A 16,895-nucleotide genomic window follows, 5' to 3' on the forward strand; every position below is an offset into this window, starting at 1 on the left:
ATCTGCTTTTTAATTTACCAAATGTGCTGACGGTGAGATTACCGGGTCTACTTTCACCTTGCGGGATGCCCGTAGCGGAATGGCTGCTGTTAACAGGATCACCGTGGCAATACCAGCTACCAGCGTAGCGCTTTTCCCGGAAAAGAAACACAGTCCGAATAACAGCAATGCAATAAATGAAAGCGAAAAAGCGATTACTTTCAGGCCGAATTTGTTTTGCTTTCTTATCTCCAGTTCTTCTTGCTCATCTATTTCACGAACGGTTTCCCTGCGTTGTGTTCTCAGTGCTTTGAGCTGTATATATTCATTGCTGGTGAGTCCTCTATAATAAGCGTATGCTTCGTACAGCGCCAGCATTACAAAGGGCAATCCTACACCCAGCAGCATTTCGTTGGCGCGGCTTAAACCGGTGCCATAGGCCAGTGGAAGGATAATCTTAAATACAAGATTGGTAGCCAGGCTGATACCCGTGATATATAGTGTAGCCTTTCCCGTTAGCCGTTTTGAAAACAGCGCCCATATAGGTGGCGCCAGCAACGGGCCACCGGTTACTGCGCCTATGCTCAGTGTAAATTCAACGATGCCGCCGATATAAGGCACAATTAAGGCGATGCATATCATACCAAGTCCGAAGAACCAGGAGGATATGCGTGCAACACTCATCAGTTTTTTATCAGATGCTTTTGGGTTGATGGAACCTTTGTAGATGTCATTCGTAAAAACGGCCGACACCACGTTCAGCGCGGTATTGGCAGATGCGGACGTAGAGAAGTACATGCCCGTAAGAATGAGTCCCATAAGGCCGGCCGGCAATACATGCTGGCACATCATCAGGTAGGCATTTTCTGTTTCCAGTCCCTGCAAACCTGGGTTGATACTTTTATATAACATGGGCGGCAGCATCCATAGCACGGGGCTGATGATATACAGTCCTGCGAAAAGATACGCCACCTTGGATGCAGACCTGGGAACATCCACACTGGTATAGCGTTGCACAAAGGTCCAGTTGCCGCCGATATAAAAAACGTGGTACAATGCAAAGGCCAGGATAAAGCCCCAGGTATATTCCCCGTTCACTACGCTGAAAAAACCTTCGGGTGAAAAGTGCAGGAAGTGCTGCACACCGCCGGCGGCATCAAAGGCCAGGGGGATAATAATCAATATAGCCGCCGTGAGGATTACGAACTGCAATATATCTGTTACCATTACTGCCCACAGTCCGCCAACGGCGGTATAAGCAATCATGAACAGGCCCAGCACCACGGTAGACGGCATCAGTGGCAGTCCGAGTGAAGCGCTTACCAGCCTGGCCACAGAATACAGCACAGAACCTTTGATCAGTAACGATACCACCATAAAGATGTAGATATAGATCTTCTGCACATCTACCCCCAGGCGTTCGCGGATAAACTCCGCCGCGGTAAGGTTGCCGGTAGCCTTCCACCGGGGCGCCAGATATAATCCTGTTACGAGTCCGCCGATACACATGGTCCATTGTATGGTAATGGCTACCCATCCGTATTTATAGGCGATAGATCCCCATGCCACGAACGTGCCTGCAGAAAAGAAGCTCATGAAAAGTGAGAGCCCCCCAATGAACCAGGGCACTGATTCGCCTGCGGCAAAAAACGACTTGAGGTTTCTTCCTGTCCTGGAAAAGGAAAAACCTACCAGCATAATAAATAAGGAAAATACAATAATGACTGACGTATCGATTACAGTGTTCATCAAATGTTTCCGTTTAACCCCCGCTTTTCAGCTATGGGGTGATAGTTAAAGTAAGTTCTTTTGTTATTCTTTTTTCTCCATTATAACGTACCGCGGACGCATCAAATACTACTTTGTAAGTACCCGGTTTAGTATAAACATATTTATACGAAGGCAGTACGGTACTGATATTTTTCAGTGCAACACCCGCATCTGGCTTAATATAAAAAGGATCCAGCCCTTTGGTAATCACCCAGTCTTCATTATCATCCGCATTCTTATCACCGCCAAACATCAACAGCTGCGCGGTAGTAACCGTCCACACGGATGCCGGGTTTTTAAAATCGAATGCTTTCCATCCTCCGCTGGATAGTACCGCCACCGGCGATACTACACCATCTGCTGAAATGTTGTTGGCTTCAAAGGTCCGGACTACCCAGCGGTTTTGTCCCTGTGTTTTTTTATAGTCCGTGTATTTAAAAGCAACGTAAATGTGGGCAGCCGTATTTTTCGGGTCTGCAAAATCTTTCAGGCTGATAGTCCCTGACGGTGTATTGTCCTGCCCGGTGGAAAAAACGGCTCGGTCAGAAATATCTGTCCAGGTAGCGGCCCTTACATTGGTGGTATCGGCTACACCGGAATAGTTGTTAGACACCAACAACTGCAGGTTTTTATAGATCATCCCAAATTGTACCCATGTCTTGAAATTTATCTGCAGATCATTTTCTGCGGTGGTACGGTCTCTGAACGCATAGTTGTGGCCGGGTTCGCCGGAATAGAAAGTAATATTATCCGGGTTGCCGGTAAAGTTAAAGGTAACGGTATCTCCTGCTTTATAAGTAAGTGAAGAAGTAGTTATTTCCAGCGACGGTGTGACTACCTTCTCCTTTGCACAGGAGATAAATATAATAACAATGATCAACAGGTATAATGAATTTCGCATATTAAATACTTTTTAGCGCGGCGTTACCAACCTTTGTTCTGTTCTGCCAGGTGATTAATGGTGGTTTCTGTAGTAGGAATAGGCAGCAGCACGTTCCTGGCTGTTGTATTCTTTGCCGCGTTCCCTGAATATTTCCATGCGGAGGGCGCTGTCGCTGCTACTTCAGCCGCCAGCGATTGCATTTTAGACAGGAATAATCCCCAGCGGATCAGGTCGTGCTTGCGCGCCCCTTCAAAGCTAAGTTCCCGCGCCCGTTCATCCTGTAATGCTTCGAGGAATGCGTCTTTCCCTAAACCAGCCGGCAGGTCAACGGTGGCATCCGGCGTTGCCGGAGGTTTGCCGTAGCCCCTTCTTCTTACCATATTAATAGCTTCATAAGCTGCTGCTACCGGCCCGTTCACCGCATTCTCCGCTTCGGCTTTCATCAGCAGTACATCTGCATAGCGGATCACCGGGAAGTTGGTAGAATTATACGACCTGTTTTTAGGTGTCTGCGTTTCGTATTCACGGCGCCATTTGCCGGCGGTGCGGTCATATATCTGCGTAGCGGTATAAGCCACTTTGGTAACAACGCCATTCACGAGGGAATATTTGTACGGTGCAATGCTCCAGTCCCTCCGCTTATCGGCGGCATCATACAGGTTGAACAACCTCGCGCTGGGGTGTACCGGCCCATTTGAATAACCGACGTTATCATCCGGTGATTCCACGCCATTTTCAATACCTATGCCGCCTGCCAGCTGGGTGGAACCCTGCTGGTTGCCATACATACCTACTTCCCAGAGGCATTCTTTCGGCTCGTTAATATCTTTGGAGTGATTGATGAAGATGGCGCTGTAATCGGGATTCAGGGAGTGCTTACCGGAGGCGATCACTTTGTCAACATAAGTTAATGCGTCGGCATATTTTGATACATCTTTCAGCGGCTCCCCGGCCATTGTGAGGTACACCTTTGCCAATATGGCCTGCACGGTGGTGGTGGTTACCCTTTCATTATTGGTGTAGGTGCTGATATCGTTCACCAGCGGCTCCGCCGCTTTCATATCGTTGAGGATCGCCGCATACACATCCGCCACGGAAGAGCGGGGCAGCGCGACTTCTACAGGCGATTTGGTAGACGACAATTTCAGGGGCACGCCGCCGAAATTATCTACCAGGATAAAATAATAGTAAGCTCTCAGAAAAAGCGCCTGCCCTTTAATAGCTGCCCGCTTCTTTTCATCCATCTTTGGCTTGTCTACATTTTCGAGTAACAGGTTGGCGCGGTCGATGCCCTGGTAGGCAACTTCCCAGAGTTTGCCTACATCCAGCTGACCGGCGTCAAAATCCATCACCTTTAAATTATTCACGGTAATATTCTTGTAGAAAAAATCATCGCTGATGGCCAGGAAGCTGTACAGTCCACGTGAATACATCCTTCCGAAGTTGTCTATCAGCCTGTTGTATACGCCGTTCAGGGCTCTTTCGAGATCAGCCTCTGTGTTAAAATAATTTTCCGGTGTTACGAAATCTTCCGGCTTTGTATCCAGGAATTTGTTACAGGCGCTGAAGGTACTGCCGGCCAGGATGCACAGCAGGAAGAGCTTTGTTATTTTTCTAACGGGAGATAATCTGATATTGTTTGATTTCATAATCGCAGCTTTTTAGTTTCGTTAAAAGGTCACATCCAGTCCGAAAGTGATGGTTCTTGCCTTCGGATACGCCGACCAGTCGAAGCCCGGTGTTAATGCCGATTGCCTTACAGAAACTTCAGGGTCGAGTCCTGAGTAATTGGTCCAGGTAATAAGATTTTGCGCGGAAGCATACACCCGCAGTGCTTTTATCCTGGCCTGTTTCAGCAGCGGCGCCGGTAAATTATACCCCAGTGCCACCGTTTTGAGACGCAGATAAGAGCCATCTTCAATAGTGCGGGAAGAATATACCAGTGGTCCCTGTCCGCCTACTTTATACAATTTGTTGTTTTGATTTTCCGGTGTCCAGCGATCGGCATAACTGGCGAACATATTCAGGAAAGACCTGGTGACGTCGCCATTTTCAAATTCTATGCGGTTGGCATTCAGGATATCGTTGCCATAGCTCCACTGGAAAAATACGTTCAGGTCGAAGTTTTTGTACGTAAAATTATTGGAGATCCCACCGGTATGTATAGGATTAGGATTACCGATGATGGTTAGATCGCTGTTATCTACCTGTCCGTCGCCGTTGATATCTTTAAACTTGATGTAACCCGGTTGGATGCTGCTTCTTGGATTCCCATTATTCGGCACTTTATCTTTCAGCACATAGGTGCCGTTGGATTGATCAAAGTCGCTGTACTGGTAGACGCCATCAAAAATAAACCCATAAAACGATGCGATCGGATGTCCCGGTATAGCGATATACGGATAAGCGTTGTTAAAATTACCCCAGGTGATGCGGGAAGCGTAACTGGGTTCTCCTTCGTTCAGCTGTATTACTTTATTGCGGTTGAATGAAATATTGAAACTGGTAGACCAGGTGAATTTTTTATGTTGCACGTTCATGCTGTTCACAGAAAATTCCAACCCTTCGTTAGACACTTTACCGATATTCCGGATACCGCTCAGGTAACCCAAAGAGGGCGCCAACGTTGCATTTAACAACAGGTCTTTTGTATTCTTCTTATAATAATCGGCGGTAAACGTGATCCTGTTTTTCAGGAATCCCAGGTCTACCCCGATATCTGTTTGCGCGGTGGTTTCCCATTTCAGTTTAGGATATCCCAGGTTGCTGGGAATAGTACCCTGCGCAGGCGAGTTACCAAAGCTGTAACCAGAGTAAGGGAACAGCTGCAGGGAAGTGAGATAGGCAAAATCGCCCACCCGGTTATTCCCGGTGGTACCGAATCCTGCCCGTATTTTGGCATCCGACAGGAAAGATAAATTTTTCATGAAAGATTCTTCAATGATCCTCCATGCCACGGCGCCGGAAGGGAAATAGGCCCAGCGGTTGTTAACAGGAAACTTGGAAGAGCCATCTGCGCGGAACGACAGTGTGAGCAGGTAGCGTGATTTATAGCCGTAGTTAACACGGCCAAGGAAAGACATCAACGCATTAGATGATTTTGCCGTGGGCGCGGTATTGATAGTCCCTTCGTCCAGGCCGCTCATACCCAGCGATTCGTTTGGCACCTGGCTGGCGGAGAAACCGTAACTATAAAAGGCTGACTTCTGCATGGTGAAACCACCCAATACATTCAGGTTATGATCTTTGTTGATCACCCTGGCGTAGGTGAGTGTGTTTTCATTGAGCCAGTTGGTTCTTTCCAGATTGCTTACCGAGCCATTGATGCCCAGTACACTGCTCTTGGGATTTCCGAGGCGGGTATTGGAATTATTGAATATTTCTTTCCGTTGTGCTTCTTTGGTAATACCACCGGCCACTCTTAATGTAAAATATTTTGCAGGTTGGTATTCCACATACGCGTTGGTGATAAGGGTATTATTGAACAGCGGGTTATATTCATTCCTGGTAGAAATGATCGGGTTCATGCGGTATTCATTCAGCGGGTCCACATCCGGATCAAAGGGCTGATCGATGAGGGAGGCGTCGCTGGCGGAGTCGCCGGTTACCGGCCGGTAGCCCCAAACGCTGTACATCAGGCTGGAGGTTGGACCGTTGGGTGTTGGCGAAGCTACAGCGCCATATGTTTTGGTAGCTGTATAGTTAACGTTGATGCCGGCTTTCACTTTATCATTCAGCCGTTGATCCACCACTGCCCTTCCCTGGTACCGTTTAAAGCCGCTATTAATGATGATACCGTTCTGGTCCAGCAGCGAGCCGGAAAGGGAGTAAGTTGTTTTATCGTTACCACCTCTCAGGGAGAGGCTGTGATTTTGCATAAATGCTTTTCTGAAGATTTGATCCTGCCAGTCGATTCCCTTTACGTTCTTATAGTCGTCGAGTGTTTTATCTTCGCCGAGGTAGATGGGCGTGTAAAAAGCCGAATTTTGTTCCAGTTGGTACTTCACAAATTCGTAGGGGCTCATCATCTCCTGTTTCTTAATATTTTCCTGTAAGCCCATCCAGGTTTGATAGGTAACGGTTGGCGCGCCGGCCTTCCCTTTTTTGGTGGTGATAAGGATAACGCCGTTGGCGCCCCTGGCGCCATAAATGGCTGTTGCCGAGGCATCCTTCAGTACTTCGATGGAGGCTATTTCTTCAGGATTGAAAATGTTGTTGGACGGATTTTCCATCGGGAATCCGTCTACCACGTACAATGGGGAGTTTTCCTGGGTTACGGAGTTGTTGCCGCGGATAACGATGTTCAAAGAGGATCCGGGCTGACCATCGCTGGCAGATACCTGTACACCTGCCACGCGGCCACCCAGGGCTTCTTCGAAGGAAGGTACCGGCGCTTTTGCCAGGTCGGCTATTTTAAATTCGCCTACTGATCCGGTGACATCTTTTCTTTTTACAGTTCCATAACCGATTACTACCACATCGTTCAAACCCTTTATGGAAGGTTCCAGCACGATGTTATATACGCTTCTTCCACTGGTTAGTTTTACTTCCCTGCTCAGAAATCCTACATAGCTGAATACGAGTGTGGCGCCGGGTGCGTTACTGGCGGAGATGTGATAGATCCCGTCTTCATTAGTGATGGCGGAGGTTTTGTCATTTTTCACGCGGACCGTTACCCCTACCAGGCCGGTGCCTGCGGCTTCTGTTACTTTTCCGGTAACTGATATTTTATCAGCAGACCCCGTGGCAGGCTGCTGTGCTGCTACATCCGTAGCAGGGAAGATGATAAATAGCAGGAGCAATAAATACCCTGCTGATAAGAAACCATTTTTATGCATACCCCCAAACGTGTTTTTTAGATTAAAATCTGTTTAATTCATTTTTATTTTATCGAGTGCCGGTTCAATTACCGGGCGCAGGAAGTTACTCCATGTAATCGTGTAACAGGTGTAATGCGGATGATTGGCATAAGGCGACAGGTACAGGCACGGTTGGTGCAAAAGAGGTTGAGAGCAACAGTTCTTTCATATCGTGAGAATTTATGTGTCCAAAGATTATAACTAACTGTTACCCGATGGTAAAAAAAATGATGATTTTGCCATTGGGAACATTCCCATAAATTGGGAATGTTCCCAATTTTGATATAATTATGTTTCTTTACAAGAAAAAAACCTGATGAAGCGACACCAGATCACCATTGTTGACATTGCGAAGGAGCTTAATCTTTCTAAATCAACCGTATCGCGGGCTTTAACAGGGCACCCCAGCGTGAACGCAGTAACAAGGCAGGCGGTGCTGGACCTGGCGGAAAAACTCGACTACCAGCGTAACATGCTGGCGATCAGCCTGGTTACCCGGAAAACAAATACTATCGGGATCATCGTTCCGGAATTTACCAGTTCTTATTTCCCAAATATTACCATCGGCGCGCAGGAAGTGGCCAGCAAAGCCGGCTATAATACCGTCATTTGTCAATCCAACGAAACTTATGAAACGGAAGTAGCCAATACCAAAGTGATGCTGGCCAACCAGGTAGATGGTGTATTGGTATCGATCACTAAAGAAACAAAGAACTTTGATCATTTAAAGATATTCCAGCGCAAGGGGATTCCCATCGTATTTTTCAACCGGGTATGCGATGAAATGGATGTGCCCAAAGTAATTGTTGACGACTATGACGGCGCATTCCGTGCGGTGAATCATTTGATTGAAAGAGGCAGGAGAAGGATCGCACATTTATCCGGCCCACCTTCTCTCAAAATAAGTGAAAAAAGACTGAACGGCTATAAGGCTGCTTTAAGAAAAAACAATATTGAGCTGGATGAAGACCTGGTAATTCCGTATGACCTGAACCTCGATAAGGTGCATATTTATGTTAATCATCTTTTAAACCTTCCCCATCCCCCCGATGCGATTTTTGCGATCAGCGATCCTACCGCCATTGAGATTATACAGGTGGTGAAGAAAAGAGGTTTGCGGGTACCGGAAGATATTGCGGTGGTGGGATTCAGTAACGACTTTGCATCAGGGCTTATTCATCCTTCTTTAACCACGGTATCACAGCCGGTAAAGGAAATTGGCGGCACGGCCGCACAGCTGCTCATAGACCAGATCAGCCGCGATGTATCGGAATGGAAGAGTATTATCAGGGTGTTGAAAACGGAACTGATTGTGCGGGAATCCAGTTAAGATTTCCCTATATCCCCGCCGTCGCCGCTTTCATTTTCACCAGGCCGGTTTTCGCTACCAGCAAAGCATCCTGCTGATAATAATTGTTGTTAAAAACCTCCAGTGAAATAATCACCGGTTTCCCGGGGTGCTTAATATGTTGCAGCATCTGCTTCAGCGGTGCAATGCCATCTCCCGGGTAAATACGATCCGGCTCAGAAATTTTACCTGGCGTGATCCCCGCCGGGTAGTCGTTTATATGGAAAATATCCACGGCATCCTTACCTACAAACGCCATGCTGTCGGGGTTTGAACCACCTTTGAAAATATGAAAGGTATCCATCAGCACGCGGGCATCTTTATGGCCGCTTTCTGTGATCACATACAGCACCTGGCTTATTTTTTTCAGGTTGGGAGATCCGCCCCACATTTCAAGGATGGGCATTACACCGGTGTTCTTGCCCATTTCAAGGATAGTAAGATATCTTTCCGTTACCACGTTCAGGTCAATTAACGGGTCATTGCTGCTGTTAGCGCCCATTGGCGGCGCCGCTATCCGCTTACAGCCAATTTGCGCCAGCTGCTCCATTTCGCGCTGCAGCTGTTCCAGCCCCGCTTTGCGGGTGGCTTCATCATCCACAATCCATTTGGCAAATCCAATCGCATTCTCCACTTCAATGCCTAAATCATGAATGATCCTTCTGGCTTCCGTTACCGAGCCCCCTTGCTGCAAATACCCCTGAAAAGTATCTATCCATATCTCCACCGAGCTAAACCCTGCTTTGGACGCCGTTTCCAGCTCTTTGATAAAACCCAATTTCTGCCCCCGGATGGTACTCATGTTCAGTGAATACTTAAAAGCAGGCGAAGGCTTTTCAACAGGCGCCTTTGCTGATACCGGTAATTTCAGCAATGCAGCGCCGGCTGATAAGCTGAGCGCTTTTAAGGCTGTTCTGCGATTAAAGGAAAGGTCAGTCATTGTGTCCGAAGTTTTTAGCATAGCGTTAAAATATACATTCCATTCTGGAACTGCAAATCTGCCGCGAAAATATAAACGGGCAACGGCATGAACAAGGTTCTGCATAAAGGAGGATGCCTTGAACAGGCATTCTCCTTTATGCAGACTTGCTACAGCTTACCGGCTGTTGCATTTATTGACCATGTAGTAGGAGTAAGTCTTCTACATTCGGCGGTGTTGGTGACCGCGTCAGACAGGTTGGTAAATATTACCAAAGATCCGGCGGGATATGCAGCGGCCGGGTAATTAGTATTGAGAAAGGTATTGGTAATGGCTGTTTTAGCCACAGAGGTATTATTGAATACATTCGTATTGGCATTCACGCCGGAAACCACCCGGTATATTGAACTGCCATCAGACATTACCGTGATTGCTTCATACTGCGCGGTGAGTGTTCTGGAGCCCGCGCCGTCCATCAAACTGGTGGAGGTGATGGTAACAGGATTCGCACTGGCATCAATTTTCTTGATGGTGATTGTCAGGCCCGCAGGAACAGTGGAAGCCGCTGGTAAAGGAATAGTAATGGCCGCATTGACAGCGTTCAATGGAATAAAATAGTCCTGTTTTATCTTTGAGAGATCAGGAATTGTGCCGATAACGGGTGGTATATACAGGCTACGTGCTCCAAGAATATATTCACCTTTGGTATCTTTAAAACGCAGGTTATCCTGCATGGCATCATACCATAATCCTCCAGCCTGTGCCAGGGTAGGATTGTATGGTCCCAATAATAACGGCTGCATAGGTTCCGCGATGCCGATGCTCCTGTTCCTGACTACAGATACACTTGCGGCATTACCTGGCAGCGTAACCACCAATGGGCAGCATTCTGTGAGATCGTTGAGTGGTGCAGGACCGGTGATATACCCCCTTACGGAGGTATCTATATTATATCCCGCTGCTGTTATGTTCTGGATATTCACATTGTGACAGGAAACGCCTACCGTTCCGGACCCGCTAATGATGCCGGTAAAGTCCGCAAAATAGGGCATTGTGAATCCGTTGACATAGCCGCCATTGACGTACAACCCACGGATGTTCATCACACCACTTACATGTTTAATAGTAAAGGTGGGTTTATTGGCCGCATCAGACTGTTCTGAATAAAGATCATTTATAATCAGGCTTCTTATTGCACCGGGAACTCCTTCAGCCGCGTAGAACTGGATATGACCTTCTTTATTCGCCTCTAATTGCGGCGCGTCGATCACCATGTTATTAGCCTGGGAGATGGAAATACCACATCCGGCTTTTGTATTCAGGATATAACAACTTTGCAGCTGAATGCTGTTATTCCCTTCATTACGGAACCACTAGCCATCACCTGTTTGTATTTCATTCGTAAAACAGCGCACAAACCTTGTGCTATAACATGCTTCCCCAACGCGAATGCCGCACTCTGTAAAATAGCCGGTTACGTAAACATCTTCCACCAGTGTACCCGGTGAACTATTCAGTAACAAACCGTTCACACAACCCTGCTCTTTCGGCGCGATAATCTTAAAGCTTGATAGTTGTGCGTATTGCGCATTATTGACTATTACTTTAGCCCCACTATTCAGTACAATAATAGCATCGTCACGCGACTCCCCCTTAATGATCTGATGGTCCTGCGTAAGTACAATATCCTGCGTGGTGGCATACTCTCCCTGGGGCAAATACAATACCTGTATACCCGTAGCAACACATGCTGCCAACGCATTGGCTATTGCCTGGGTGTCATCGTCACTCCCGCCAACGCCTTTTGCGCCAAAACGCTTTACATTAATAACATCATTCAGGATGGCTTTAAACCGGCCAACCGCTATGGCTGTCCTCTTAATAACCGATCCGCCGTTATCAGTATCTGTGCTGGTGGCATCCCAGTAAAAATCGCCACCACCACCATCTCCGGGTGAATAATAGCCAAGTAGATGGATCAGATCATTTGGATTAAGTGCAGTTACATCTGCCCGCAAATCAACCATGGAATTAAACTTCATAATTAACATTTTAATGGATAAAAATCGATGAAATGAAGTTATTCCATGGCTACGCATTGAACATGCGTGTCCGTTTTACGGAGGTTGCAAAAAAAGCCGGCTTTTATCAGTAATTGCTGCGAAGCTGAAACGCCTTAGATAGCATCAGTTCATGATCAGGTCCAGGTAATGCCGGCCATCATACGCGATGTTGATTGTTTTGGAGAACCAGCCCACACCGCCTTTCATGGTACCCTTGAAGGAAATATGCACAGAGTCCTCCAGGTTAATGCCCGTTTGACCCAGTTTATTAAAATCCGGTTTCACTGTTACGGGGATGGTGAACAACGCATTTGCCGGCACATTTATCAGGGTATCGATGTGCACATGTCCCAACAGGAAAGTATCCAGCATCAGGTCCAGGTCGCCGCCTTTAAACGTGAATCCGAAACTGTTAGGATTATAGTAGATTCCTTCTATTTTCAATGCCGCCTGTTGCGGCGTGATATTGAAAACCCTGACAGCCAGTTTTTTCGGAAGCCGTGGTTCGGGTGTTTTAAATGCTGTACACCCGGAGAAAAATATCGCGGCAGCAATTGCCAGCAGCAGTGGTAATTTTTTGATGATCATATTCTTGTTATTGCACCAGTTTATCCAATTCTTTTTCCAGCTGGTCTTTTTTATAAAAGTCCAGTGATTGGGCAATCTTTCCGTCTTTTCCCACTATCACCACATGTGGTATGGAGGTGATATTAAAATTCTGTTGCACACCTATGCCTGCTTTAAAGCCGCCTTCTGTAAGCCCCTGCAGCCACTCCATTTTAGTTTCGTTTACAGCGGTCAGCCATTTGGCTTTGTCGTCGTCAACAGACACCGCGACAAATACGACTCCCTTCTCCTTAAACTTGTTATAATGATTGCGCATCTGCGGAATGTAAGCACGACAGGGAGCACACCAGGATGCCCAGAAGTCGAGTACCACCACTTTTCCTGCCATGTCTTTGATAGAAAAGGCATGACCATCAGGATCCGTCAATTTTAATTCCGGCAATGCTGCGCCGGCGCCGGTGCGTTTAAATGATTCGATCTTTGTCAGCAATGCTTTTCCATGCCAGGTATTCCTGCTGGCGGGAGCCAGGAGCGCATACCCTTGCGCTGCTTTATCGGCTGTGGATGCGTTTCTCAGGGCAAGCCAGGCCGAGAGTTCCAGTTCGGGGTTATCTTTCACATATTCCATTTGCGGCTTACTATGCTGTTGATATGCATAAAACTGGTCGTTCATCCGGCCGCCTTTAAAAGAACTGCCGGTCAGTGAGTCGAGGCTGGATTCAACTGTATAGGTAGTGTTTTCCAGGAACAGCTGCACTGTTTTTGTGCTCACTTTAAGCTGTATCAATTCGGGGTGATCCAGCTTACCGGAAAAAGTAAACTCTCCGTTGATGATACGAACCCTTGGTGGCAGTACTGCCGGCTTCCCGGCTTCATCCACATGTTCAAGAATGGCCACGTATCCGCTGATGATGCCCGTTACTTTTCCTTTGATTACAAATCCTTCTCCTGCCAGGCTGTATAAAGGCAGCAGCAGGAAGATGATTATTTTAATGACAGGACGCATAAAGTTGATATCTTTTTTATGTAAACAAAAAAGGGCAACAGCACAGCGGTAGTGTGCCGTTGCCCCTGGCGGAAGTTATGCTGAAGGTATTCCCGCAAACAACCTATTTGATTGTTTCCATTAATTTTTTATCCAATGCCTCCCCATAGAGATCCCTGGCTATTATTTTTCCATCTGGTCCGATCAATACATTGGAAGGAATGTAGCCGGCGCCATAAGCCGCTGCGGCGGTGTCGCCCCAACCTTTGAGACTGGAGAGATTGAGCCAGTTCAGTTCATGTTTTTCCATGGCTTTTACCCAGGCTTCTTTTTTGGAATCCAGTGAGATGCCCACCATTACGAAGTTCTTATCTTTGAATTTGTCATTCGCCGCTTTCAGGAAAGGGATCTGTGGTTTGCAGGGACCGCACCAGCTGGCCCAGAAATCCACCAGTACATACTTCCCTTTAAAATCTCCCAGCGACACCATTTTGCCGTTTACATCGGGGATACTGAAAGCCGGCGCAGCGTCGCCGATCTTTATCTGGCCGGGCCTGCCGGGTGCTTCTCCTTCTTCATTCATCTTCAGAGAGAGGATGGATGGATCCACTTTACCCGGATTCTTCCAGCGTTGCAGTATCCTGGAAGCTTTTGCATGTTCACCAAGGCCATCATAAAGCGCTTCCATTTCCTTTGTATTCTTATTAAAATATACCGTGATGAGATAACCGGTAACACCGGAATTCGGATGGGCCAATATCCACTTCCGGAGTGTATCCTTCATCCGCTGCTCCACTTCGGAACCCTGTTTATTGTAGGCTTCCGCTGCATCCTCATCTCCTATTTCCATTGCTTTATGGTATTTCTGCTCCAGCTCTGCAAACAACTTCCCATCACCTTTGTCCGGGGAAGTCATTTCCATTACTTCCTGCCATTCCTTTACCCAGGAATCGCCGGAAAAAGTGGCGTCATTAAAATATCCGCCTTTCCCCGTGATGTTCATCTTGCCTTTTTCCAGGTATACCAATGCGCCTCCCAGTTCCGGTTTACTGCCTATCTGCATAATATATACGCTTCCTCCTTTGGCTATCGGCATCGTTAGCCTGAACTGGTGGTTCTTAATGACGGTGTTGGCAGTATCTCCGGAATAAGGTTCGTACAGCGTCACCGCGGTATCATTCGGGGACTTATCCAGTTTGGCCGTAATGATGGCCACATTCTCCTGCGCATACGCAGCAAAGCTTCCCATGCAAAAAGTGAATGCAAACAGTTTTCTCATCATGATTAAGTGCGTTTAAGTATTAGGCAATCATTACCGCAAAACGGGTGAAGCCTGTTGTTAATTAATTATCATTTTTTCGGCGTGACCGGGTTAGTCAGCATATCTTCCAGCACCGATACTGTTTCAGCGAGGTAAACATCTTTCCCCAGTTTGTCCAGCCATTCTTTGTAAGAGGCAGTATTAACGGCATCATTCTTTTGCATAGCGGGATTAATGTTCCTCAGCATCGATGGCAGTACGGTCAGCACGTCCTTACCTTTCAGTTCTTTGGCCTGTTGTATGTTTTTCTCATACCCGGATGTTTGCTTATAAACAGCGCCGAACGACAACAGTTCCAGTGGTGCAGGTTGCTCCTGCAATGCTTTTAACTGGCGGGTGTTGGCTGCGATAGTGGCAAAGGAAGGATGCTGCTGAACCCGCAAGCGTGCCTGCTGCACTACTTTCTGATAATCAAACCCAAAGGTAAGCCGCTGATAAGGAGGCAATCCGACGGTATCGCATGCGAGGGCAGACGAAAAATCTTTTTCCATTACGGATTGCGAACTCATTCTATCCTGCAGTACAACATCAGGGATTACGCCCTGCAGCTGTGTGGATGATCCGTTAATGCGGTAAAACTTCTCCGTGGTAACCCGCATGGTGCCATAGTTTACATCGGCAATGCCTTTCGCAGCATCACCCATTTTACCGATGGTGATATTCACCTGGGCAGTGCCTTTTCCAAAAGAAGAGGAGGTGCCTACAATAAGCCCGCGGCCACGATCCTGCATAGCGGCGGCAAATATTTCAGACGCAGAGGCGCTGCCTTCATCTACCAACACGGTGAGCGGCCCATCATACAATGGTTCCACTGCCGGAGAGGAATACATCCGGATACTGTCTTTTCCGCGGAGCCAGGTAATAGGTCCGGAGGGCACAAAGCAATAGCCCATGGTGACTACCTCATCGAGGGAGCCACCGCCATTGCCGCGCAGATCCACTACAATGCCATCTACTTCCTGTTCCTTGAGCTTCTCTACTTCCCGGGCTACATCGTTGGCAGAGCCATTTATTTTGGTACCGGAAGGATCCATGTAAAAGAGGGGAAGGAAGATATATCCAAAACGTTTTCCGTTCTTTTCAATCACGGCGCTTTTCGCCCTGTTTTCCAGGTCAATTACTTCATCTCTTTTTACGGTCACCGTTCTTTCTTTCTCACCTGGCTGTTGCAGCCGCATGGTAACGGAGGTTCCTTTTTCACCGCGGATCAAGCCGGCTACTTCGTTGGCGGGAAGCCCGTTTACCGGCAGCATCTCTCCTTTGCTGTCGGCAACGGCGATGATATTGTCGTTCTCTTTTACCTGCCCGCTGCGGTAAGCGGTACCACCCGGCAATAATCTTTTGATATAGTAATCGGATTCTTTTACGCCCAGCTCTATGCCCAGTCCGAAATAACGTTTATTCAGCTGTTCATTCATGAACCGGTCCTGTGGCGCCGCATAGGTAGTATGCGGATCAATTTCAAACATAGCGGCACTTACATACTGCGCAAATTTGTCTTCCGCTCCGCGTTGCCCGGTCGTCTGACGGAAATAATCGCTGTACCATTTGCGTACTTTTTCCCGGGCTTTGGCTTCCAGTGCCGGGTCGGCAGCTGCGAGGTGTTTGGCGGTGTCGCCACTGGCGGCGCTCATCTCCATATAATGCCGCAGGGTGTAATATTTCAGGAGCTTGCGCCACAGTTCTTCGCGCGTTTGTTTACTGGTGCAAAAGGGAAGATCTTTCCTGAAGGCCATTACCGTTTCTTTCTTTTTCAGATCGAAGGGGGTAGCCAGGATCTGCTGGCAAAGCTGGCTGGCTTCATTAGCGCGTTTCTCATATATCGCGTAGGCGGCATCAAAAAAAGTAGTAGCGCCTGTGTTCAGCTGATCGTCGACCTGCGTTTTATATACCGCAAGGGCAGCCACATCTTCCTGGAGGAACAGGTTACTGTTAGGGTCCAGGGTGTGCAGGAACCGGTTCCATACTGCCGCGGAGTAGGCGTCGTCAATCGGCCTTGGATGGTAATGTTTTTTCGTGACCTTATTGATAGCAGCAGTGATAACGGCGCTGTGGTACGACGGCTGCGTAGCGTTAGCAGCGGGCGTTTGGGCTTTAACCGTAAAGCCGGCAATGGCCAACACGCCTGATAGCAGGAGTTGCGCTCCTTTCAATGTTTTCATACAAAAAATATTAATGCGAAGAATATCAACGGCTCCGTA

12 protein-coding genes are annotated in these 16,895 nt (G+C 47.6%); 1 reads left to right on the plus strand and 11 read right to left on the minus strand.

Annotation, left to right across the window (positions count from 1 at the left end):
* Positions 1-9 precede the first annotated feature (9 nt).
* Genes QFZ51_RS24905 through QFZ51_RS24920 form a run of 4 tightly spaced genes read right to left on the minus strand, consistent with a single transcriptional unit; the run spans position 10 to position 7,470 of the window.
* Complete coding sequence (locus QFZ51_RS24905; RefSeq protein WP_429051604.1) at positions 10-1,728, minus strand: sodium:solute symporter family protein; 1,719 nt, start codon at positions 1,726-1,728, stop codon at positions 10-12.
* 31 nt (positions 1,729-1,759) lie between these two features.
* Positions 1,760-2,650 carry a DUF5017 domain-containing protein gene (locus tag QFZ51_RS24910; RefSeq protein WP_429050089.1) on the minus strand — a complete coding sequence of 297 codons (891 nt, stop codon included), beginning with the start codon at positions 2,648-2,650 and terminating at the stop codon, positions 1,760-1,762.
* A gap of 23 nt (positions 2,651-2,673) precedes the next feature.
* Positions 2,674-4,281 (minus strand): RagB/SusD family nutrient uptake outer membrane protein, encoded by a 1,608-nt coding sequence (locus QFZ51_RS24915; protein WP_429050090.1) that lies wholly within the window; start codon positions 4,279-4,281, stop codon positions 2,674-2,676.
* Positions 4,282-4,302: 21 nt separating this feature from the next.
* Positions 4,303-7,470 (minus strand): SusC/RagA family TonB-linked outer membrane protein, encoded by a 3,168-nt coding sequence (locus QFZ51_RS24920; protein WP_429050092.1) that lies wholly within the window; start codon positions 7,468-7,470, stop codon positions 4,303-4,305.
* A gap of 337 nt (positions 7,471-7,807) precedes the next feature.
* Here QFZ51_RS24920 and QFZ51_RS24925 point away from each other — a divergent pair, with 337 nt between their 5' ends.
* Positions 7,808-8,821 carry a LacI family DNA-binding transcriptional regulator gene (locus tag QFZ51_RS24925; protein ID WP_429050093.1) on the plus strand — a complete coding sequence of 338 codons (1,014 nt, stop codon included), beginning with the start codon at positions 7,808-7,810 and terminating at the stop codon, positions 8,819-8,821.
* 7 nt (positions 8,822-8,828) lie between these two features.
* Here QFZ51_RS24925 and QFZ51_RS24930 read toward each other — a convergent pair whose 3' ends face one another.
* The 7 genes from QFZ51_RS24930 to QFZ51_RS24960 all read right to left on the minus strand — a co-directional run bounded on the left by QFZ51_RS24930 (position 8,829) and on the right by QFZ51_RS24960 (position 16,856).
* Entirely contained in the window at positions 8,829-9,779 is a 951-nt protein-coding gene (locus QFZ51_RS24930) for a sugar phosphate isomerase/epimerase family protein (RefSeq protein ID WP_429050095.1), read from the minus strand.
* Between the two features lie 149 nt (positions 9,780-9,928).
* Positions 9,929-11,032 (minus strand): hypothetical protein, encoded by a 1,104-nt coding sequence (locus QFZ51_RS24935; protein WP_429050097.1) that lies wholly within the window; start codon positions 11,030-11,032, stop codon positions 9,929-9,931.
* Positions 11,033-11,131: 99 nt separating this feature from the next.
* The gene (locus tag QFZ51_RS24940) at positions 11,132-11,800 is read right to left on the minus strand and encodes a glycosyl hydrolase family 28-related protein (RefSeq protein WP_429050099.1); all 669 of its coding nucleotides are present in this window, start codon (positions 11,798-11,800) and stop codon (positions 11,132-11,134) included.
* Between the two features lie 144 nt (positions 11,801-11,944).
* Positions 11,945-12,409 carry an LEA type 2 family protein gene (locus tag QFZ51_RS24945; protein ID WP_370907709.1) on the minus strand — a complete coding sequence of 155 codons (465 nt, stop codon included), beginning with the start codon at positions 12,407-12,409 and terminating at the stop codon, positions 11,945-11,947.
* Between the two features lie 7 nt (positions 12,410-12,416).
* Complete coding sequence (locus QFZ51_RS24950) at positions 12,417-13,394, minus strand: thioredoxin-like domain-containing protein (RefSeq protein ID WP_429050101.1); 978 nt, start codon at positions 13,392-13,394, stop codon at positions 12,417-12,419.
* 103 nt (positions 13,395-13,497) lie between these two features.
* A complete protein-coding gene (locus QFZ51_RS24955) occupies positions 13,498-14,655 on the minus strand; it encodes a redoxin domain-containing protein (RefSeq protein ID WP_429050103.1) in 1,158 nt (385 codons plus the stop codon).
* A 68-nt stretch (positions 14,656-14,723) separates the two neighbouring features.
* The gene (locus tag QFZ51_RS24960; RefSeq protein WP_429050105.1) at positions 14,724-16,856 is read right to left on the minus strand and encodes a carboxy terminal-processing peptidase; all 2,133 of its coding nucleotides are present in this window, start codon (positions 16,854-16,856) and stop codon (positions 14,724-14,726) included.
* Positions 16,857-16,895 lie beyond the last annotated feature (39 nt).

This window comes from Chitinophaga sp. W3I9, from assembly GCF_050434025.1.
In the GTDB taxonomy this organism is placed as follows: domain Bacteria; phylum Bacteroidota; class Bacteroidia; order Chitinophagales; family Chitinophagaceae; genus Chitinophaga.

What these genes read in the sequence shown, in the direction of transcription:
- QFZ51_RS24945 (WP_370907709.1), bottom strand. Translation starts at nt 12,409, where the DNA reads ATGATCATCAAAAAATTACCACTGCTGCTGGCAATTGCTGCCGCGATA.
- QFZ51_RS24955 (WP_429050103.1), bottom strand. Translation starts at nt 14,655, where the DNA reads ATGATGAGAAAACTGTTTGCATTCACTTTTTGCATGGGAAGCTTTGCT.
- QFZ51_RS24905 (WP_429051604.1), bottom strand. Translation starts at nt 1,728, where the DNA reads ATGAACACTGTAATCGATACGTCAGTCATTATTGTATTTTCCTTATTT.
- QFZ51_RS24950 (WP_429050101.1), bottom strand. Translation starts at nt 13,394, where the DNA reads ATGCGTCCTGTCATTAAAATAATCATCTTCCTGCTGCTGCCTTTATAC.
- QFZ51_RS24930 (WP_429050095.1), bottom strand. Translation starts at nt 9,779, where the DNA reads ATGACTGACCTTTCCTTTAATCGCAGAACAGCCTTAAAAGCGCTCAGC.
- QFZ51_RS24915 (WP_429050090.1), bottom strand. Translation starts at nt 4,281, where the DNA reads ATGAAATCAAACAATATCAGATTATCTCCCGTTAGAAAAATAACAAAG.
- QFZ51_RS24925 (WP_429050093.1), top strand. Translation starts at nt 7,808, where the DNA reads ATGAAGCGACACCAGATCACCATTGTTGACATTGCGAAGGAGCTTAAT.
- QFZ51_RS24960 (WP_429050105.1), bottom strand. Translation starts at nt 16,856, where the DNA reads ATGAAAACATTGAAAGGAGCGCAACTCCTGCTATCAGGCGTGTTGGCC.
- QFZ51_RS24935 (WP_429050097.1), bottom strand. Translation starts at nt 11,032, where the DNA reads ATGGTGATCGACGCGCCGCAATTAGAGGCGAATAAAGAAGGTCATATC.
- QFZ51_RS24910 (WP_429050089.1), bottom strand. Translation starts at nt 2,650, where the DNA reads ATGCGAAATTCATTATACCTGTTGATCATTGTTATTATATTTATCTCC.
- QFZ51_RS24920 (WP_429050092.1), bottom strand. Translation starts at nt 7,470, where the DNA reads ATGCATAAAAATGGTTTCTTATCAGCAGGGTATTTATTGCTCCTGCTA.
- QFZ51_RS24940 (WP_429050099.1), bottom strand. Translation starts at nt 11,800, where the DNA reads ATGAAGTTTAATTCCATGGTTGATTTGCGGGCAGATGTAACTGCACTT.